The organism is Bradyrhizobium japonicum USDA 6, assembly GCF_000284375.1.
Lineage (GTDB): Bacteria > Pseudomonadota > Alphaproteobacteria > Rhizobiales > Xanthobacteraceae > Bradyrhizobium > Bradyrhizobium japonicum.
Genome location: NC_017249.1, coordinates 330,494 through 349,584, shown reverse-complemented (window position 1 = coordinate 349,584; position 19,091 = coordinate 330,494). Strand labels below are relative to the sequence as shown.

Here is a 19,091-nt window from a genome sequence, read left to right as displayed (position 1 = left end):
ATGAGAGAGCACGAGATGACCAAACTTTCCGAAGCTACCCGCAACAAGCTCAAATCCGTCTCCACTGCCACCGTTGCTACCGCACTGTTCAAGCGCGGCCTGCGCATCCAGATGATCCAGGACGTGCATCCGCTCGGAGCCGACCAGCCGACCATGGTCGGCGAGGCCTTCACGCTGCGCTACATGCCGGCGCGCGAGGACCTCAACACCATCGACGTCTTCAAGGACCGCTCCCATCCGCAGCGCAAGGCGGTCGAGGATTGTCCGCCCGGCAGCGTGCTGGTGATGGACAGCCGCAAGGACGCGCGCGCGGCCTCCGCCGGCGCGATCCTGGTGACGCGGTTGATGAAGCGCGGCGTTGCCGGCGTCGTGACGGACGGCGGCTTTCGCGATTCCGCCGAGATCGCCAAGCTCGGCATTCCTGCCTACCATCATCGTCCCTCGGCGCCGACGAACCTCACGCTGCACCAGGCGATCGAGATCAACGTCCCCATCGGCTGCGGCGATGCGCCGGTGTTTCCGGGTGACGTCATCCTCGGCGATGCCGACGGCGTCATCGTGATCCCCGCGCATCTCGCAGACGAGATCGCGAACGAAACCTTCGAGATGACCGCGTTCGAGGATTTTGTCACCGAGGAGGTCGGCAAAGGTCGCGGTATCTTCGGTCTCTATCCCGCCACCGATCCGCAGACGCTCACCGATTTCGCGGAATGGCGGAAGAAGAACGGCCGCTAGGCCGAAGCTAAGTCACGTCAAGAAACGAGCCGGCGCATCAAGCGCCGGCCTTTTATCGAGCAGGGAGGATACTTATGAATTTCACGCGACGTAGTCTCATGGCCGGCGCCGGTGCGGCGGCGGCTTCCGCACTTCTGGCCCGCGCCGCCGGTGCCCAGTCGTTTCCGTTCACGCCCAACCAGCGCTACCCCGATCCCGCCGTCCAGATCCTCGATCCGAGCTTCGGAAAATACCGGCTTTACTCCTCGACGGTGGAGCAGGTCGCGACCGGCATGCGCTGGGCCGAAGGCCCCGCCTATTTCCCCGAAGGCGGTTATCTCCTGTTCTCGGACATTCCCAACAACCGGATCATGAAGTTCGACGAGAAGAGCGGCCAGACCAGCGTGTTCCGCGCCAACGCCAATTACGCCAACGGCAATGCGCGCGATCGCCAGGGCCGCCTCGTCACCTGCGAGCATTCCGTCACCCGCCGCATCACCCGCACCGAGAAGGACGGCAAGATCACGGTTCTTGCCGACAAGTTCGAGGGCAAGCGGCTGAACGCGCCGAACGACATCGTGGTGAAGTCCGACGACAGCATCTGGTTCACCGATCCCTTGTTCGGCATCAACGGCGAGTGGGAAGGCAAGAAGGAGAAGGCCGAGCAGGCCACCACCAACGTCTACCGCATCGCCAAGGACGGCAAGATCAGCGCCGTCCTCACCGACCTCGTCAATCCGAACGGCCTTGCCTTCTCGCCGGACGAGAAGAAGCTCTACATCGTCGAATGGAAGGGCACGCCCAACCGCAGCATCTGGAGCTACAATGTCGGCGACGACGGTGCCTTGAGCGGCAAGACCAAGCTGATCGACGCCGCCGACCAGGCCTCGCTCGATGGTTTCCGCGTCGACCGCGACGGCAATCTCTGGTGCGGCTGGGGTTCCAACGGCGCGCTGCAAGCCGAACCAACGGATATCGGCGGCCGCAGGGTGTTTCAGCTCAGGGGCAAGTCCGAAGATCTCGACGGAGTGATGGTGTTCAACCCTGAAGGCAAGCCGCTCGCCTTCATCAAGCTGCCGGAACGCTGCGCCAATCTTTGCTTCGGCGGCCCCAAGAACAACCGGCTGTACATGGCGAGCAGCCATTCGGTGTACGCGCTGTACGTCGAGGCGCACGGCGCGGTGTGAGGCAGAGGTGACCAGCTAAGCTGCCGTAGGGTGGGCAAAGCGAAGCGTGCCCACCGCTCTCGTCACAATCGCAGAAAGATGGTGGGCACGGCGCGATGCGCCTTTGCCCACCCTACAAGGGGCTACACCCCGGCCTCCGGCATCCCCGCCGCCCACAGCGCGAACGCGTACACGATCGCGACTTCATCCAGCCGATCGAACCGCCCCGACGCGCCACCATGGCCGGCGCCCATGTTGGTGCGCAGCAGGACCGGGCCGCCGCCTTTCATGGTGGCGCGCAGGCGCGCGATCCACTTCGCCGGCTCCCAATAGGTGACGCGCGGATCGGTCAGGCCGCCCATCGCCAAAATCGCCGGATAGTCCTTCGCAGCGACATTGTCGTACGGCGAGTAGGACAGGATCGTGCGAAAATCCTTTTCGCTCTCGATCGGGTTACCCCATTCCGGCCATTCCGGCGGCGTCAGCGGCAGCGTGTCGTCGAGCATGGTGTTGAGCACGTCGACGAACGGCACTTCGGCGACGATGCCTGCGAACAATTCGCCGGCGCGGTTTGCCACCGCGCCCATCAGCATGCCGCCGGCCGAGCCGCCATGGCCGACGATGCGTTTTGCGCTGGTGTAGTGCGCATCGATCAGCGCCCGGGCGCTGGCGGCAAAATCATCGAACGAGTTGGTCTTCTTCTCGCGCTTGCCGTCGAGATACCAGCCCCAGCCCTTGTCGGCGCCGCCGCGGATATGGGCGATGGCGTAGACAAAACCGCGGTCGACCAGCGACAGCCGGTTGGCGTTGAACGAGGCCGGCATCGCCATGCCGTAGGAGCCGTAACCGTAGAGCAGCAGCGGCGCCGAGCCGTCGAGCTTCAGCCCGCGGCGATGGAGGATCGAGACCGGCACCTCGGCGCCGTCATGCGCCTTGGCCATGATGCGCGTGGTGACATAGTCGGCCGCATCGTGGCCGGACGGAATCTCCTGGCGCTTGCGCAAGGTGCGCGTGCGCTTGACCATGTCGTAGTCATAGACTTCCGACGGCGTCGTCATCGACGAATAGGAGAAGCGCAAATTCGTCGTCTCGAATTCGTAGGAGCCCATTGTATCAAGTGAATAGGCCGCCTCGTCGAAGGCGATGGCGTGCTCCTCACTCGTCTTGAGATCGCGGATCACGATCGACGGCAGCGCATTGGCGCGCTCCAGCCGCACCAGATGGCCGGCATAGAGATCGAGGTCGATGATGTAGATGCCGGGACGATACGGGATCAGGTCGCGCCAGTTCTTGCGCTCGGGCGCGCCAAGCGGCGCGGTGACGATCTTGAAGTCGATGGCGTCGTCGGCATTGGTCAGGATGAACAGCTCGTCGCCGCGGTCGGCCAGCGAATATTGCACGCCGTCCTCGCGCGCTGCGACCAGGCGCGGCGGCGCTTCGGGATGGGCGAGATCGATCAGCCGCTGCTCCGAGGTCTCGTGATCGCCGCCCGCGATCACACAGAAGCGGCCGCTGGTGCTCTCGTGCAGATGGGTGAACCAGCCGGGATCCTGCTCCTCATAGACCAGCGTGTCGTCGGCCTGTTTGGTGCCGAGCCTGTGCCGCCACACCTGCATCGGGCGATGGTTGTCGTCGAGCTTCACATAGAAGAAGCTCTTGCAGTCCTTGCTCCAGACGACGCCGCCGTCGGTCTCCTCGACCAAATCGTCAAGATCCTTGCCCGTGGCCCAGTCGCGGACGCGGATGGAAAAATACTCCGAGCCCTTGGTGTCGGCGCTCCAGGCCTGCAGCTTGTGATCGTTCGAGTGGCGGCTGCCGCCGAACTTGAAATATTTGTGGTCCTTGGCGAGCGCATCGCCGTCGAGCACGATATGGCCCTCGCCACCGTCGCGCGGCATGCGGCCGAACAATTCGTGCTGGCCGCCCTCGCGAAACCTGCGGAAATAGGCGAACGGGCCGTCGGGCGAGGGCACGCTGGAATCGTCCTCCTTGATCCGCCCGCGCATCTCGCGCACCAGCGTCTTCTGAAGTGACGAGGTGTGGCCGAGCAGGCTCTCGGTGTAGCCGTTCTCTTCATCGAGATATTTGCGGATGTCGGGATCGAGCACGGCGGGATCGCGCAGCACCTCCTGCCATTTCTCGTCTTTCAGCCAGGCATAGTCATCGGTCACGGTGATGCCGTGCCGCGTGAAGGAATGCGGCCGGCGCGGGGCGACGGGGGGCTGGGAAGGTGTCTTGGCTTGGGTCACTCGGTCCTCATCATCTCGTACTCGCGCTGCGCTCCCTCTTTACCTCTTCCCGTAAGAACGGGGAGAGGGAGAAGAAAGGCGCGCCGCATCGCTCGCCGTGTTCCACCTTATATCGTCCCGATTCCGCGAATTGCCAGCGCCGCTGCGCCAAGGACTGCGCCAAGTCGCCGGGTTGTTGATCGCCCCCTTGTATGCTTTAGGGGCGATACCCCGCCGCCGGTCCAGCCTGATGCTGTTCAATTCCTACCCGTTCATCCTGCTGTTCCTGCCGGCCGTGCTGGCCGGCTATTTCTGGCTCGGGCGGCGCAGCAATCTGGCGCCGGTGATCTGGCTGGCGCTGGCCTCGCTCGCCTTTTACGCCATCGGCAGCTGGCAGTTCGTGGCCCTGCTGCTGATCTCGATCGCCTTCAACTACGGCGTCGGTCATCTCCTGATCGCGGCGAAGCTCGCCACAATGCAACGAAAGGCGGCGCTCGCGCTCGGCGTCGTCGGCGACCTCCTCGTGCTCGGCATCTTCAAATATGCCGGCTTCGTCGCCGAGAACATCAATGCGCTGGCCGGCACGCATGTCGCGGTCCACATCCTGCTGCCTGTCGGCGTCTCCTTCTACACCTTCACCCAGATCGCGTTCCTGGTGGATGCCTATCGTGGCCAGGTCGCGCGTTACGCCTTGCCGCACTATGCGCTGTTCGTGACCTACTTTCCGCATCTGATCGCGGGGCCGATCCTCCACCACAAGGACATGATCCCGCAATTCGAGCGGAAGGAGACCAAGCATCCGGACGAGCACCTGATCCTGTGCGGCATCGTCATCTTCGCGATCGGCCTGTTCAAGAAGACCTGCCTTGCCGACGGCATCCAGCCCCTGGTGGCGCTCGCCTTCGAGGCGCGCTCGCCGAGCTTTGATCAGGCCTGGTGTGGTGCGCTCGCCTACACGTTCCAGCTCTATTTCGACTTCTCCGGTTACTCCGACATGGCGATCGGGATATCGCTGATGTTCGGCATCTTCCTGCCGGTGAATTTCAACTCACCCTACAAGGCCACCAGCATCGTCGAGTTCTGGCGCCGCTGGCACATGACCTTGTCGCAATTCCTGCGCGACTATCTCTACATCTCGCTCGGCGGCAATCGCCGTGGCCGCGTCCTGCGCTACGTCAATCTGATGATCACGATGCTGCTCGGCGGGCTCTGGCACGGCGCGGCCTGGACTTTTGTCGCCTGGGGCGCGCTGCATGGCGCTTATCTCTGCGTCAATCATGCCTTCAACGCGCTGGTGCCCAACGTCCCGACATTGCTCGTGCGCCCGGTCCGCATCGTCGGAGCCGTGCTGACGTTCCTCGCCGTCGTCGTGGCCTGGGTTTTCTTCCGCGCCGAGAGCGTTACTTGGGCGTTGCGCGTCCTCCACGCGATGGCCGATCCGTCGAATATCGTCCTCGGCCGCGAGGAGATCGCCGCATTGGTTCTGGTGTCGATCTACGCCGCGCTGGTGTGGCTGACGCCGAACACGCAAGCGATCATGGGATACGATCACGACAATCGCAGGGTCGGCGAGGCCCTGCCGGCAGGACGGATGCGGCCGCTGATTCTCTACGGCGCGTCGCTGGTGCTCGCTCTCGGGATTCTCGGCATCCAGAGCCACAGCGAATTCATCTATTTCCGGTTCTGATGCGGGGGACTTTCACACATCTGAGGCGTCTTCTGCTCGCCAGCATCGCCTGCGTGCTGGGCGCGGCGGTGCTCACCTATCTCGTCGATCCCCTGCAACTGTTTCGCCCGTCGCGACTGGCCTTCTATTCCGACGACACGCGCGTGCAGAATGCCGGGTTGATCCGCAGCCAGTCGTTCGACACCGCCTTCATGGGGACCTCGCTCGCGATCCATTTTCGCCAGAGCGACATCGATCGCGCGCTTGGCGTCCACTCGCTCAAGCTGGCAATGACCGGGTCCAATTCGCGCCAGCAGGGTTTTGTGCTGGAACGGGCGATCGAGCGCGGGACCCGGCGCGTGATCTGGGCGATGGACGATTTCATCTTTGTCGATGCAGCCGATATCGAGGCCGATCCTTATCTGTCCGTCGATCTCTATCGCCAGACAACGAAGGGCATCGCGTCCTATCTGTTCAGCGCCGCGATGGCGAAGGAATCCCTGTTCGCGTTGCTGCGGTCGATACCGCCGCTGCAGCAGAAGCTGACCCAGGCGGCGCCGTTTCTGCCCGTCAAGTTCGCGCTGTCCGACGTCGACGACATCTACGCGCTGCCGCGCGATTTCGACGTCGCGCGTGACTATAATGCGAAGAAGACGCTTGCCTCGTTCGCCTACATCACGAGCCCCGTGCGCAGCCGCTTCCTCGGCGAAGGCTACGGTTACGACGCCATGCTCCGGCATTTCGAACGCGACGCCGTCGGCTTGATCACGCGTCATCCCGACGTGACCTTCGACATCTACCTGCCGCCCTATTCGATCCTGCAGTTCGTCGCGATGCGCGATGCCTCGCCTGCGACGCTGAAGATCGTCACCGACCTCACCGCGCGCATCGCCGAGCGGCTGACGCAGCTTCCGAATGTGCGTTTGTACGATTTCCGCGCGACCAGGGAGGTGACGCACGATCTCGGCAATTACAGCGACGTCATCCACCATTCGCCGACGGTCGATGCGATGGTGCTGAAATGGCTGGCGCGCGGAGAGTATCGCGTCGATCCCGAGGCGCCGTTAAGATCGCTCGAAGAGCTCAAGTCGCAGATCGAGGCGTATCGCGTGCCGCGGCCGTAACCAAACACTCCGCTGTCGTCCCGGACAAGCGAAGCGCAGATCCGGGACCCATGACCACAGGGAGGAGTTTGGCGAAGACTCGTGGTGGAAAGGCCCTCGGTACTGGCACCGCGCCTTATCGACAGATCACGCGGTACGGGTCCCTGCTTTCGCAGGGACGACAGCGGAGCCCGCCTTACACCGCCACCTGCTCGCCGAGATACGCGACCGCGGCTTCCAGCCCGCCCTTGCCGTGCGGGATCTTCAGCGCATTCAGGGCGATCTCGACCACCCCCAACGTGCCGAGCAGCATCGGCGCATTGACGTGGCCCATATGGGCGATGCGGAAGGCTTGTCCGGAGAGATCGCCGATGCCGGTGCCGAGCACGACGCCGCACTTGTCCTTGCAATAGCGCTGCAGCAGCGCCGGATCATGACCGTTGCTCATGGTTACCGTGGTCACGGTGTTGGAGCGCTCGCTCGCCTCCGCGACGTTGAAGCCGAGCACCTGGCCTTCCGACCAGGCGGCGACGGCGCGGCGCGCGGCTTCGCCGAGCAGGCTGTGGCGGCGGAACGCGTTCTCCAGCCCTTCCTCGTGCAGCAGGTCGATCGCCTGGCGCAGCGCGAACAGCAGATGCACCGGCGCGGTGCCGGCATATTTGCGATAATTCTCGGTGCCCTCGCGCTCGCTCCAGCTCCAATAGGGCGTCGACATGTTGGCCTTTTTCTGCACCTCGAGCGCGCGCGCGTTGGCGGCGACGAAGCCGAGGCCGGGCGGCGTCATCAGGCCCTTCTGCGAGCCGGACATCGCGACATCGATGCCCCATTTGTCCATCTCGAACGGCATGCAGCCGAGCGAAGCGACGGTGTCGACCATATACAGCGCGGGATGGCCGCTCGCCTTGATCGCCTTGCCGATCGCCTCGATGTCGTTCTGCACGCCCGAGGCCGTGTCGACCTGGACGACGACGACGGCCTTGATGGTGTGCTCCTTGTCGCGGCGCAGGCGCTCTTCGACCTCGTGCGGCCGCACCGCGCGGCGCCAGTCGCCCTTGAGCACCTCGACCTCGGCGCCCATCAGGGCGGCGGCGTTGCCCCAGCCGATCGCGAAGCGCCCGCTCTCCAGCACCAGCACCTTGTCGCCGCGCGACAGCACGTTGCTCAGCGCGGCTTCCCAGGCGCCATGGCCGTTGGCGATGTAGATGTAGGACTTGCCCTTGGTCGCGAACAGCTTCGAGATGTCTGCGAGAAGTGTATCGGTCAGCCCGTGCATCTCTTTGGAGTAGATGTCGATCGCCGGACGATGCATCGCCTGCAGCACCTCGTCGGGCATCGTGGTGGGCCCGGGGATGGCCAGAAATTCCCGGCCCGCGCGAACGGTCATTGCTGTTGGTCCTTGTTGCTTGAGAACAGGCTGGTGGGTCGCTGACTCACGTTCTACGCGCCGTGGAAGCCCAAGAAAAGCACGCAAAACGCAGGTCTGGGGTGGTTTTTGCTTCGAGCATGGTCTTGTCGGAAAAACGCCTCACACTTTTCCGGACCATGCACTTATCTCTTGGTTTCGCGGCAGCCGGCGGCTTCGGCCTCTTCCACCGAGCAGAACCAGCGGGTGCCCTTGCTGATCTTCATCTTGATCTGGGTGTACCAGCGGCTGGTCGGCTGGTGATAGATGCACTCGCCGGCGGTGTTGACGTTGCCCTTGATGGTGCAGTCCGGCGACGGCGCGACCGGCCCGGAGGCCGAGGCGAGCAGCACCGCATGCGCGCCCTCGGGCGGCTTGGTCGCGCCCAGGATGGGGGTCTTCTTGTTGCGGACGCGCCAGTCCCACGGCGCGATGAAGGCGCCCTGCCACATGCCGGCCTTTGCCTCGCGCGCGGCGGCCTCGTCGGGTTCGTAGTCGCGAGAGACGCGGGTGTAGGCGAGTGCCCAGCCGTTGCGCACCAGCCATTTCTGGATGTCCTCACCGCCGACCTCGCAGCGCGCCACGGTGCGGCCGCGCCGGTCGATCGCGCGGGCGTGGCAGACCCAGTTCTTGCCTTCGGTGTATTTGGCGAGTTCGTCGCGCGCCGCGATGCCGCAGGTCCAGCGCTCGGTTTTCGTATTGAGGCAGAGCTGATCGACCGCGGGCGCGTCGATGCCGCCGAGCCGGATCCGCGTATTCCCGATCAGGACGGAATCGCCGGCGCGGACCTTTGCGGTCCCGGTGATGTCGGCGGCCTCGGCCAGCGAGGGGATGGCGAGCAAAGACAGCGCAATCAGGAATTTTCGCAACATGCCGGTCCGCGCGTGATGAAAAATGTCGATAGACCCGGCAATTGTGGTCGGCTTTTGGCCGCCCGGCCAGCGCCTGCCCAACGATTGAGCTTTCAACTTCCCGTCATTGTGGCGGGCCTTCGCTTACCCTTCCCTTGAGGGGGAGGGTAAGAGGACTCATCATCCCCGCGCCATCGCCCGCTTCGCCACGGCCAGCCCCATCAGCACGAAGGCCGACGTCACCTCGGGACCGCCGACCAGAATCCGCGTCGGCGTCTTCATCTTGTTCCATTCATAGGCGCGGAACGGGCCGCGGCGGCCGCCTTCGCCGAGGTTCTCGACGATCACGTTCAGCGCCGGCGCGAAGGCGCGCGGGTCGGCGCCGAGATGGCCGAGTGCAATCAGCGCCAGCGCCGCGTCGAACACGTTCATCTCCGCGGCCATCAGCTCGCCCTTGACGTAGGAGAGCACGCGATGGCGGATGAAATCGAAATCGCCGTCGGGGTCGATCGCCGCCTGCGCCGCCAGCGGCAGCGCCAGGAAGGCCGCATAGCAGCGGCCGAAATAGGCGCTGTAGAGCTCGGGCAGATAATAGATGTGCGAGCGCGGATTGGCGAAGGCACCGCTGGCGGCGAGGCGCTTCTGGAAGCCGATGATGCGATGCACGGTGGCCAGCCGCGCCGGCGTCTCCAATACCTTCCAGCGCGCGAGGTTGCGGAAGCTCACCTCGAGGATGTCGAGATTGAGCGTCGGATCGAGATCGTTGCCGTAGGGCCGCTCGCCCTTGAGGTTGTCGATCCAGGTCGCGACGCCGCCCTCGTAGTCGATGTTGTCGTTGAGCGGCACGGTCACGCGCGGTTCGTTGACGCCGGCGAGCACCTGATAGCCCGAATAGAAGTCCAGCAGCGGCTGGTCGATGATCGGATCGGTGCAGCCGGCTTGCGTCGCTGCCGAGATCGAGCACGCCGTGGTGTCGCAATCCGGCACGTAGACGCCGAAGCCGAGGTCCTGCTTGATCTGGGCGAAGTAGCGGGAAAAGCGCGGATGCGGCGCCGGCGCGAGCGCGGTGATGACATTGAAGCGTGTGCCGTCGATACCCTCGACCTCTTCGCGGCTGATGTTGACGCAGAAATCGACCATGTTGGCGATCGCACGCTCGGCCGCAATCTTGTCGGCCGGCGAGGCGAGCCCGGTCTCGACATAGCTCAGCAGCGCCTCGATGAAGAACGCGTCGTAATAGGCCGAGCGGTGTCGGATCTGCACCGGCTCCCACATCGGCTCGGCAATGCCGCTCCAGGGCGGATTGACGACGGCCGCTGCATGTGTGCGCGCGATGAAGACGCGGGCGAGGTTGAACAGCAGCGAGGAGTTCTTGTAACCGCGCGCGTTCAGCCCCGTCAGCGCCATGGTCAGCTCGCGCCCGCGGACATCGGGGTCGCCGATCAGGTTGAAGGCGGCATAGGTCGGCAGGAAACCGTTCTTGCGGTACGAGCCGAGCAGATGCTGCGCGCAGTCGCGGATCACGCCGTCGATCTGCGCTTGTTGCGGCGCCAGGCCTGTGAATATCGCCGGCGGCGGTTTCGGATGATCGAGCGCGATGCTGTCGACGAGATCGGCGATTGGCTGGCCGACCGCCGCCCAGTCGGGCTCGGCGTCGTCGCGCGCCCGCACCAGCGCCGCGCGAAGCCGGGTCAGCTTCGCCTCGTCGCGCAGCTCGGGTAGCCCGGCGCGACGGAGCAGGATCCGCAATGCGGGATTGCCGAGTGCGGTCTTGTAGAACTTGGCCAGATGCGGATCGCCGCTGGCTGGGCCCGACAATACGGGATCGCAGACGTCGTAAAGCGAGGGGCCGTCTTTTCGCGCCGTCAGCGCCCGGCAGGCGGCGCCGGCAAAATAATGAAAGCTCATGAAATACCTGGTCGCGGGGCCTTGGCCGGGGGCCGGCCGGCGCGCTCCCATCTGCGCGCCACCCCCTGCAAGTCTTTGAAAAGGCTACCCGGATTCGCAGAAAATACAAATGTGATGGTGGTTACGGAAAGATCAGGCACGAGGGCTGCTCGATCAGGGCCCGGAAGGCGACGGGGAGGCATAAGAAGGGCGAAAATTGGCCTGCTGAATTAACCAATATATTCAGCAGGTTAGATCAATTTTTGGGCAATCTATTGCCCGCGAGGCCATATCCGGTTAAGGGTTTGTTTGGTGCGGCGCCGCAAATTGCGCGCAGTTCGGGGGCACATCCCCGGCCAATCCCTCAAACCTGAAGCCACCATCGCGCTACTCAAACATTGTGCGCGCGCTTGGCTGGTCTTTGGCACAGGAACGAACCGAGATGAATGTAAGGCAGCTCGAGCTTTCCAGACGTACGATCGCGGTGGCCGCAGCCCTCATCGGCACGGTGTCGCTCGTGATCGGCGCCCATGCTGCCCTCAACATGCGCGCGATCGATGCCGCCAAGGCCGTACCGACCGACCAGGTCACCGGCTCGATCGGCCAGTCGTCCCGCCTCGCCCTCGTCATCGGCAATGGACATTATCCCGACGCCAGCGCGCCGCTGACGCAGTCGATCAACGACGCCCGCGCGCTGTCCTCGTCGCTGCGCAAGAACGGCTTTGATGTCGACATGGTGGAAGACGCCACCAAGGACGACATGGTCCGCGCCGTCAACCGCCTGAAGTCCCGGATCAAGCGCGACACCGTCGTCATGCTGTTCTTCGGCGGTTACGGCGTGCAGGCCGGCCGCGAGAGCTACATGCTGCCGGTCGATGCCGTGATCTGGAGGGAAAGCGACGTTCGCCGCCAGGGCGTGTCCATCGACGGCGTGCTCGACATGATGAAGGAGCAGGGCGCCAAGGCCAAGCTCGTCGTCGTCGACGCCTCCCGCCGTAACCCCTACGAGCGCCGCTTCCGCTCCTACAGCCACGGCCTCGCGCCGATCAGCGCGCCCGACAACGCGTTGATCCTGTCCTCGGCTTCGCCCGGCAAGGTCGTCGACGACGGCAAGGGCGAGCACAGCGTGCTGGTCAGCGAGTTCCTCACCAACCTCAATGCGCAGGGCAGCGCCGAAAGCGTCTTCAACAAGACCCGCGTCGCGATCTCCCGCGCCTCCGAAGGCGACCAGGTCCCGACCATCTCCTCCTCGCTGCTCGAGGACGTCCATTTCGGCGAAGCAGCCGGTGGCTAGCCGCAAATTGTAGGGCTAATCCACCCTGCGGCATGCGTGCTTCGCGCGCATTTCCCCCACATCGTCATTGCGAGCGAAGCGAAGCAATCCAGGATCTTTTCGCGGAAAGACTCTGGATTGCTTCGTCGCTTCGCTCCTCGCAATGACGAGTGCGGCGAAACCCTACTTCGCGGCTTCCGTGGCCATCACCGGGCGCACCGGATCGCCTTCGCGCAGGATAGCGCCGGCCCGGGCGACGACGATATCGCCTTCGTTGAGGCCGTCGCGAACCTCGATATTGCCGCCCGACATCAGCCCGATCTCGACCCGCTTGGTCTCGACGCGGTTGCGGCGGATCACCTGCACCACGGTGCCGGCGGTGGAGTACTGCACCGAGGTTAGGGGCACCGCGACGTTGCAGCTCTGCCCGGTCTTGATCAGCGCGCGCCCGCTCGCGTTCAGCAGCAGCCGCTTCTGCGAGGAGATGCCGATATAGACCATGCCCTGCTGGATGTTCGGCTCGACGGTCGGTCCGATGCGGCGCACCTTGCCGTCGAGATCGCCCGCGCCGGCAATGCGCACTGTCGCCTGCTGCCCGACTGCGAGCTTCCGGATATCGGTGGTCGCGACCAGGCCGACCAGATCATATTCGCTGCGCGCCACGATCGTGAACAGCGCCTCGCCCTTGGCCGAGGCGAGGTTGCCGATCTGCGCGGTCGATGTCGCGATCACGCCCGCCACGGGGGCGGTGACCTGAAGCGTGCCGCCTTCGGGCAGCGCCAGCCGTGCCAGCACCTGGCCGGCCGTGGTGGTGTCGCCGGCTTCCGCCAGCACGTCCGTGACCTTCAGGCCGGGACGTTCCGGCCGCACGGAGGTCTCCTCGCGCGCGATGATCGTGCCGGTGGCCTCGACGATGTCGGAGAAGCAGGATTTTGCGACCTTCAGCACCGTGACCGCAGGCCCCTTGGGTGCGTCGTCATCGGCGGCGCGCGCGGGCTGGGCGGACAGCAGAACCAGTCCGGCGAGAGCAACGAGTTTTTTGGAAAAGGAACGCGCAGGCAATGGACGCATCGGTCATTCCGGTTGGGGCCCTGACGGCCTCATCGTTAGCAGAAGCAACCGCGGCGGACCATGGGCCGGCCGGACGAGAATGCCGCAGCGCAGGCGGCGCGATGCCGCTTGGTAGATTAGTCGTGGCGAGAGCCAAGAGGTTCGCCGCCCCCTACCCTCCCCTTGAGGGGGAGGGTAGGAAAGTAGCTTCACGGCAAACTCAAGAACTCCACCCAGTTCGGCTTCTTGCCGGTGGGATAGGATTTCAGCTTGGCGAGCGCGCCGCTGCTCTGGTCGATCGCATAAACCGTCATGCTGTCGGAGAGCTCGCCGACCGCGGCGAGGTAACGCCCCGACGGATCGATGTGGAAGCCGCGCGGCTGCTTCTCGGTCGGCACGCTGCCGATCGTGGTCAGCTTGCCGCTTGTTGCGTCGACCTTGTAGCCGGTGAGCGTACTGGTGGTGCGCTCGGAGGCGTAGAGGAAGCGGCCGTCCGGGGTGATGTGGATGTCGGCGGCCCAGGGTTTGCCGGAAAAGCCTTCCGGCAGCGCGGTGGTGCGCTGGATCTCGTCCCATGCGCCGCTCTTGGCCTCATAGCTGAACGCCGCGACGTCGCCGTTCAGTTCATGGATGAGATAGACGAACTTGCCGTTGGGGTGGAACACGAAGTGGCGCGGCCCCGATTTCTCCGGCACCTTGGTCACCGGCGGGTCGTTCGGCGTCAGCGTGCCCGCCACTGCATCGAACGCGAAGGTCAGCACCTGATCCGAACCGAGATTGGTCGCGAACACGAAGCGGTTGTCAGGCGAGGGCAGGAAAGCGTGCGCGTTCAGCCCGGTCGGGATCACCTGCTTCGGCTCGGCCACGACGCCGTTCGGGCTGAGCGGATTCAGCGCGACCTTGTTGCCGCCATAGGAGGCGCTGAACAGGAATTTGCCAGTGCTGTCGACGGCGATGTTCGCCATGCTGTCGGCGAGCGGGCCGTTGCCGATAGGGCTGAGCTGGCCCGTTTTGGGATCGATCGCAAAGCTCACCGCGAGGAATGGCTGCGAGCGCACGCCGGCGATCAGTACGCGATGGTCGGGCGTGATCGCGAGCGGCGTCGAGGAGCCGGGCTTGTCGACGCCGGTGAAGGCGGCGGTCTGCACCGGCGTCATCTCGCCGCTCTCGGCCAGCTTGAACACGCTGATGTCGTTGCTGTCGGCGTTGCCGACATAGGCGAAGGTCTCGGCCATGCCGGGGCGGACTCCAGGAACGAGGGTGAGGAAGGCGAGGGTGGTGGCGATCGCAGCGCGTTGCGCGATGCGACGTGTCGGTCTCAACATGGGGCTCCTCCAGACAGCGTTACGGCCTTGTCGTTTTGTCGTGCAGGATAGCGGTAGCTGTGCCGCCGTACCAAATTCCAGTTGGGATCGATCGATGCCGAAATTGTATCGGTCGCGCGGGTCGCTACCGCACTGCGGCCGTCTGGCTGCGGGAGGGCAGATGCGGGCCGGGCGCAGTGTCGGGTGCCCCCAGCAGTCCCCACACGGCCACCGCCAGCAGCGCGCAGGTCAAAATGGTCCAGGCGACCAATCGTTTCCGCATCAGACCAAGTCCATCCGTCGTTTGAAGCCCCGGGGTCCGGGCATGATCGTGCACTGCAAACGGCGACGATCCTATGAACTCGTTCACAGGCACAACATCGCATCGGCATTGCGAACCAATGCCGCGGGAGTGCATTGACCCATATGCCGCGTGACAACGACCTAGAAGGCAAGCCCGACATGGGCGGCAAGCATGGCGGCCAGAAAGGCCAGCCCAAGCCGCCGCCGCGCCCGCGCGAGGGGCCGCGCGATGAGGACGTCGTGGCAAAGCGCCACACCGGCCAAACCGATCGCACGCCGCCGGCGACCAAACAGAAATAGCGCCGTATTTCGCGCCGGGAACGTCAGCCTCGCCTTGCCGTTATGCTGATCCCGCAAGCGGACGAGGTCGAACCGGAGGCTGCCACGTGTTTTGGATCTATTGGAACACCGCCTGGTCGCTCATCATCAGCGGCATCTGGGTCGCCACCATCGTTAGCCATCCCGATGCCGAAATCGCCGAAGTGCGTGCCGCAAAACGGCTGATGTGAACCTTCGCACCTCCCGGAACGTTGGCTGGCCGATCTAAGCCGCCACCGCCTGCGCCGACAGCAGCTGCCTCAGCTTCGCCGCCGGCACGGCGGGGCTGAACAGCCAGCCCTGCATCTGGCTGCATCCGAGCTGCCGCAACACCTCGCGCTGGGCTTCGGTCTCGACGCCTTCGGCCGTCGTCGCCATGTGGCGGGCGGCCGCCATGTGCACCACCGCCTGCACGATCGGGGAGGAATCCTCGGACTGGCCGATGTCGCTGATGAAGCTGCGGTCGATCTTGATCTTGTCGAACGGGAAGCGATGCAGATAGCTCAGCGACGAATAGCCGGTGCCGAAATCGTCGAGCGCGATGCGCACGCCGAGCTCGCGCAGCTGCTGGAGGATCGTCAGTGCCTCCTCGTCGTCGCGGATGAGCACGGTCTCGGTGACCTCGAGCTCGAGCCGTCCGGGGGCAAGTCCTGACTCCGCGAGCGCGGCTGCAACCTTGAGCGCCAGCGTCCTGGCGCGGAACTGCACCGGCGAGACGTTGACCGCGACGTGGACATCGCCGGGCCAGCTTGCCGCCTCGGTGCAGGCCTGCTTCAGCACCCATTCGCCGATCTCGCCGATCATTCCGGTCTCTTCCGCGACCGGAATGAAATCGGCGGGCGAGATCATACCGCGCTCGGGATGGCGCCAGCGCAACAGCGCCTCGCAGCCGTTGACCACATTGGCCGCGAGATCGACCAGCGGCTGGTAATGCACCTCGAACTCGCCGCGGGCGAGGGCCTGGCGCAGGTCGAGCTCGAGCTGGCGGCGCAGCCGCGCCTTGGCGTCGTATTCGGGCACGAAAAGGCGGAAGGTGCGGCGGCCCTCGGACTTCGCGGCATACATCGCAAGATCGGCGCGCTTGAGCAGATCGTCGAGATTGTCGCCGTGATCGGGCGCGATCGCGATGCCGATGCTGGCATCGGTCGGGATCTCCTGGCCCTTGCAGTCCACGGGCGTACGCAGCGCTTTCAGGATGTTTTCCGCCAGCGCCGTCAGCTCGGCCCGGTCGCTGGTGCCGGCCTTGACGATGGCGAATTCGTCGCCGCCCAGCCGCGCAACGAGGTCGTTGCCGCTGACGCAGGCGCGCAGGCGGTTGGCGACCTGGCGGAGCAGCTCGTCGCCGACCTCGTGGCCGAGCGAATCGTTGACGCCCTTGAACTCGTCGACGTCGATGTAGAGGATCGCGAACGGCTGGCCCTGGCTGAGCTCCGCGATGCGGCGCTCCAGATGGCCGCGCATCAGCACGCGGTTGGGCAGGTCGGTCAGCGCGTCGTAATGCGCCATATGCGCGATGCGCTCGTCGGCGCGGATGCGTTCAGTGACGTCGTCGTGGGTCGCGAGCCAGCCGCCGGCGGCGCCGGGCTGGTTCTTGATCTCGATCAGGCGGCCGTCCGCGGTCTCGACGACGGCGCTCTGGGTTCGCCCGGTATTGCTCAGAATGTCGTCGCAATAGGACGCGACGTCACCGTGGAACGATCCGGTGTCATGGCGATGCTGGATCACGTCGCGGAAATAGGCGCCGGGCTTCACCACCTCGGCCGACAGCCCGTACATCTCGATGTAGCGCCGGTTGCAGACGATCAGGCGCTCGTCCCGGTCGAACATCAACAGGCCTTGCGTCATGGTGTTCATCGCGGTGTCGAGCTGCTGCTTCTCCGCGGCGAGCCGGCGCGTCATCTGGCGGAAGATCAGGAACAGCGTGAGCACGAGCAGGCCGATCGACAGCACGGCGACGGCGACGAAGAATTTTGTCTGCGTCCGCCAGGTCGCCAGCGTCGCGTCCAGCGATTTGGTCGCGACCACGACCAGCGGCTCGCCGGTGAGGAGGCGCGCGGCGACGATGCGGTCCTTGCCGTCGATCGGGCTGGCGAGCTGCGTCGTGACGAAGGTGCGTTCGAACACCGCCATCTGCTCGCGCATGCCGTTGCGAAAATTCTGTCCGATCATCGCGTCGACATGCGGAACGCGCGCGAGCAGCTGGCCATTCTGGTGGTGCATCGCGATCGAGGATTCCTCGCCGAGCCCGGCCGAGGCGAAGAAGGATTCGAGCTGTTCCGGCGAAATGGCCCGCGACACCATGCCGAGGAATTCGCCGTGGGGGCCGGAGACGCGCCGCGCGAACACGATCGCGGCTCCGCTGCCGAGCCGGCCGGGCACGACCTCGATCTCCTCCTGCGAGGCCGGATCGTTCCTGAGGCGATTGAAGTAGCCGCGGTCGGCGACCGAAATATCGGCGACCGGCCAGCGCCGCGACGAGTTGATCAGCACGCCGTTGGAATCGAACACGTTGGCGCCGGCGACGTCGGACCAGCCGCTGGCCTTGGCGCGCAGCACCTCATGCATGGCCAGCGTGGCCATCTCGCTGCGGAAGACATCGGCGGATGCGATGCCGTGACTTTCGAGCTCGGCGATGACGCTCTTCTGGAGCACCGCAAAGTCCTCGAATTCGCGGTCGAAATGTCGGGCGAGCATGCGCACGGAGTTTTCCAGGCTGTCGCGGCCGCTCTCGATCGCATTTTGCCGGAAACGATCGACGGTGAGCGCGGTGCCGATGGCCATCGCGACCATCAGCACGAAGCCGCCGGCGATCAGCCACGTCAGCGGCGCGCCCTGCCAACGGCGGAGCAACGCGCGCATGCGCGTGGTCCATCGAATTGATGTGCCCATCCAGCCCTCCCGTGGGATGCAAGATGCAGCAAAACCGACAAGAGCCCGTTACCAGTAAGGGTTAGGAAAACATGAATCGGAACGGAATCAGAGGGTTGGTTTCCCTCGATCGGCGAGAGTTCTGCAGGCCGGGGTTACGGTGACGCGATTCCGGGGATCATCGGCGGATTTCCCACCTCAAGGCTTCCGCATTCTTCTTGGCGAACGTCTCGGGTACGTCGAACTTTCCGGTCTCGAGATCATAGCGGCATCGCCAGCCGCCCAGTCCCTTCATGGCGACGTTCTTGGGATGATTGTCATATTCGCCCGACAGCGAGATCACGAGGTAGCGGTTGTTCGGCCAGTCCATGCCGAGCGAGCGATAGGCCTCTTCCGTACCCTCCATGAGATTGGCCGAGATGTGGAAGTCGAGCTTGGCGAACTTCTTCGTCTCCGGCCGGCCGTAGAAATACGCCCAGGCGAGATTGCTGAGCGGCTTCTTCGTCGCGCTCGCGAAGGCGCCCTTCTCGACATGGTAGAGAAAGAGATCCTGCTCGCCCGAGCCGGTCTTCTGCATCCGCACCAGCCATTGCGAGTCGCTGGTGAAGCGGAAGCCGGCCCCGTAGCCCTGCTCGGGCTTCAGCTCCGTCATCTGCTCGCCGCGGCGAGCCCAGGCCTGCCATTTGACGTCCCAATCCCCGCCGTCCTTCATGTACTGCTCGATCCTGGTGGCGCCATCGGGCGAGGTGAAGGCGAGGCCGGCATTGTTGGTGAGGATGTAGTCCGGCGGCGGGCCGGATGCGGCGACCGCCGGAGGGGCGGCCAGTGTCAGGACAAGCGCCAGCCATGGTGCGCGACGGCAAAATGCGGTCACGGGAAAAATCCTTAAAGCTTAAAGAATGACCGCGACGCGGCCTCGATGATTTGACGCCGTCGGTGCCCCGCCGGTTCACGCCGG

General features: G+C 64.8%; 16 protein-coding genes. 7 read left to right on the top strand and 9 right to left on the bottom strand.

Annotation, left to right across the window (positions count from 1 at the left end; all coding sequences use genetic code 11):
• Positions 1-15 precede the first annotated feature (15 nt).
• Both BJ6T_RS01580 and BJ6T_RS01575 read left to right on the top strand, forming a co-directional pair.
• Positions 16-735, top strand: coding sequence for a ribonuclease activity regulator RraA (locus BJ6T_RS01580; protein ID WP_014490535.1), 720 nt, complete (start codon positions 16-18; stop codon positions 733-735).
• Positions 736-809: 74 nt separating this feature from the next.
• Complete coding sequence (locus BJ6T_RS01575; protein WP_014490534.1) at positions 810-1,901, top strand: SMP-30/gluconolactonase/LRE family protein; 1,092 nt, start codon at positions 810-812, stop codon at positions 1,899-1,901.
• A gap of 122 nt (positions 1,902-2,023) precedes the next feature.
• Here BJ6T_RS01575 and BJ6T_RS01570 read toward each other — a convergent pair whose 3' ends face one another.
• Complete coding sequence (locus BJ6T_RS01570; protein ID WP_014490533.1) at positions 2,024-4,129, bottom strand: S9 family peptidase; 2,106 nt, start codon at positions 4,127-4,129, stop codon at positions 2,024-2,026.
• 229 nt (positions 4,130-4,358) lie between these two features.
• Between BJ6T_RS01570 and BJ6T_RS01565 the strand changes: the two genes are divergently transcribed.
• Both BJ6T_RS01565 and BJ6T_RS01560 read left to right on the top strand, forming a co-directional pair.
• Positions 4,359-5,795: an MBOAT family O-acyltransferase gene (locus tag BJ6T_RS01565; protein ID WP_014490532.1), complete on the top strand. Its 1,437-nt coding sequence runs from the start codon at positions 4,359-4,361 to the stop codon at positions 5,793-5,795.
• A complete protein-coding gene (locus tag BJ6T_RS01560) occupies positions 5,795-6,898 on the top strand; it encodes a hypothetical protein (RefSeq protein WP_014490531.1) in 1,104 nt (367 codons plus the stop codon). Before BJ6T_RS01565 ends, BJ6T_RS01560 begins: the two co-directional genes overlap by 1 nt.
• Positions 6,899-7,073: 175 nt before the next feature.
• Here BJ6T_RS01560 and BJ6T_RS01555 read toward each other — a convergent pair whose 3' ends face one another.
• From BJ6T_RS01555 to BJ6T_RS01545, 3 genes are all read right to left on the bottom strand, one after another.
• Positions 7,074-8,261 (bottom strand): pyridoxal-phosphate-dependent aminotransferase family protein, encoded by a 1,188-nt coding sequence (locus BJ6T_RS01555; protein ID WP_014490530.1) that lies wholly within the window; start codon positions 8,259-8,261, stop codon positions 7,074-7,076.
• A 164-nt stretch (positions 8,262-8,425) separates the two neighbouring features.
• The gene (locus BJ6T_RS01550; protein WP_014490529.1) at positions 8,426-9,151 is read right to left on the bottom strand and encodes a thermonuclease family protein; all 726 of its coding nucleotides are present in this window, start codon (positions 9,149-9,151) and stop codon (positions 8,426-8,428) included.
• A gap of 159 nt (positions 9,152-9,310) precedes the next feature.
• Positions 9,311-11,038 (bottom strand): hypothetical protein, encoded by a 1,728-nt coding sequence (locus BJ6T_RS01545; protein ID WP_014490528.1) that lies wholly within the window; start codon positions 11,036-11,038, stop codon positions 9,311-9,313.
• A gap of 421 nt (positions 11,039-11,459) precedes the next feature.
• Between BJ6T_RS01545 and BJ6T_RS01540 the strand changes: the two genes are divergently transcribed.
• Positions 11,460-12,311: a caspase family protein gene (locus BJ6T_RS01540; RefSeq protein WP_014490527.1), complete on the top strand. Its 852-nt coding sequence runs from the start codon at positions 11,460-11,462 to the stop codon at positions 12,309-12,311.
• Positions 12,312-12,473: 162 nt separating this feature from the next.
• Here the strand turns inward: BJ6T_RS01540 and BJ6T_RS01535 are convergent, their stop codons facing one another.
• The 3 genes from BJ6T_RS01535 to BJ6T_RS47910 all read right to left on the bottom strand — a co-directional run bounded on the left by BJ6T_RS01535 (position 12,474) and on the right by BJ6T_RS47910 (position 14,927).
• Positions 12,474-13,361 carry an efflux RND transporter periplasmic adaptor subunit gene (locus BJ6T_RS01535; RefSeq protein WP_014490526.1) on the bottom strand — a complete coding sequence of 296 codons (888 nt, stop codon included), beginning with the start codon at positions 13,359-13,361 and terminating at the stop codon, positions 12,474-12,476.
• Positions 13,362-13,549: 188 nt separating this feature from the next.
• Complete coding sequence (locus tag BJ6T_RS01530; protein WP_014490525.1) at positions 13,550-14,665, bottom strand: lactonase family protein; 1,116 nt, start codon at positions 14,663-14,665, stop codon at positions 13,550-13,552.
• A gap of 124 nt (positions 14,666-14,789) precedes the next feature.
• Positions 14,790-14,927: a hypothetical protein gene (locus BJ6T_RS47910; protein WP_155256734.1), complete on the bottom strand. Its 138-nt coding sequence runs from the start codon at positions 14,925-14,927 to the stop codon at positions 14,790-14,792.
• Between the two features lie 143 nt (positions 14,928-15,070).
• Here BJ6T_RS47910 and BJ6T_RS46895 point away from each other — a divergent pair, with 143 nt between their 5' ends.
• Entirely contained in the window at positions 15,071-15,247 is a 177-nt protein-coding gene (locus BJ6T_RS46895; RefSeq protein WP_014490524.1) for a hypothetical protein, read from the top strand.
• 86 nt (positions 15,248-15,333) lie between these two features.
• Positions 15,334-15,456 (top strand): hypothetical protein, encoded by a 123-nt coding sequence (locus BJ6T_RS49080; protein WP_014490523.1) that lies wholly within the window; start codon positions 15,334-15,336, stop codon positions 15,454-15,456.
• Between the two features lie 34 nt (positions 15,457-15,490).
• Here BJ6T_RS49080 and BJ6T_RS01525 read toward each other — a convergent pair whose 3' ends face one another.
• On the bottom strand, positions 15,491-18,154 hold the full coding sequence (locus BJ6T_RS01525) for a bifunctional diguanylate cyclase/phosphodiesterase (protein WP_014490522.1): 2,664 nt from the start codon (positions 18,152-18,154) through the stop codon (positions 15,491-15,493).
• Positions 18,155-18,311: 157 nt separating this feature from the next.
• Positions 18,312-19,007 carry a hypothetical protein gene (locus BJ6T_RS01520; RefSeq protein ID WP_014490521.1) on the bottom strand — a complete coding sequence of 232 codons (696 nt, stop codon included), beginning with the start codon at positions 19,005-19,007 and terminating at the stop codon, positions 18,312-18,314.
• Positions 19,008-19,091: the final 84 nt, after the last annotated feature.

Excerpts from the sequence above, each read along its gene's own strand:
- BJ6T_RS01540 (WP_014490527.1), top strand. The coding sequence starts at position 11,460 with ATGAATGTAAGGCAGCTCGAGCTTTCCAGACGTACGATCGCGGTGGCC.
- BJ6T_RS01580 (WP_014490535.1), top strand. The coding sequence starts at position 16 with ATGACCAAACTTTCCGAAGCTACCCGCAACAAGCTCAAATCCGTCTCC.
- BJ6T_RS46895 (WP_014490524.1), top strand. The coding sequence starts at position 15,071 with ATGCCGCGTGACAACGACCTAGAAGGCAAGCCCGACATGGGCGGCAAG.
- BJ6T_RS01575 (WP_014490534.1), top strand. The coding sequence starts at position 810 with ATGAATTTCACGCGACGTAGTCTCATGGCCGGCGCCGGTGCGGCGGCG.
- BJ6T_RS01550 (WP_014490529.1), bottom strand. The coding sequence starts at position 9,151 with ATGTTGCGAAAATTCCTGATTGCGCTGTCTTTGCTCGCCATCCCCTCG.
- BJ6T_RS01545 (WP_014490528.1), bottom strand. The coding sequence starts at position 11,038 with ATGAGCTTTCATTATTTTGCCGGCGCCGCCTGCCGGGCGCTGACGGCG.
- BJ6T_RS01530 (WP_014490525.1), bottom strand. The coding sequence starts at position 14,665 with ATGTTGAGACCGACACGTCGCATCGCGCAACGCGCTGCGATCGCCACC.
- BJ6T_RS47910 (WP_155256734.1), bottom strand. The coding sequence starts at position 14,927 with ATGCGGAAACGATTGGTCGCCTGGACCATTTTGACCTGCGCGCTGCTG.
- BJ6T_RS01555 (WP_014490530.1), bottom strand. The coding sequence starts at position 8,261 with ATGACCGTTCGCGCGGGCCGGGAATTTCTGGCCATCCCCGGGCCCACC.
- BJ6T_RS01525 (WP_014490522.1), bottom strand. The coding sequence starts at position 18,154 with ATGGGCACATCAATTCGATGGACCACGCGCATGCGCGCGTTGCTCCGC.
- BJ6T_RS01565 (WP_014490532.1), top strand. The coding sequence starts at position 4,359 with ATGCTGTTCAATTCCTACCCGTTCATCCTGCTGTTCCTGCCGGCCGTG.
- BJ6T_RS01560 (WP_014490531.1), top strand. The coding sequence starts at position 5,795 with ATGCGGGGGACTTTCACACATCTGAGGCGTCTTCTGCTCGCCAGCATC.
- BJ6T_RS01535 (WP_014490526.1), bottom strand. The coding sequence starts at position 13,361 with ATGCGTCCATTGCCTGCGCGTTCCTTTTCCAAAAAACTCGTTGCTCTC.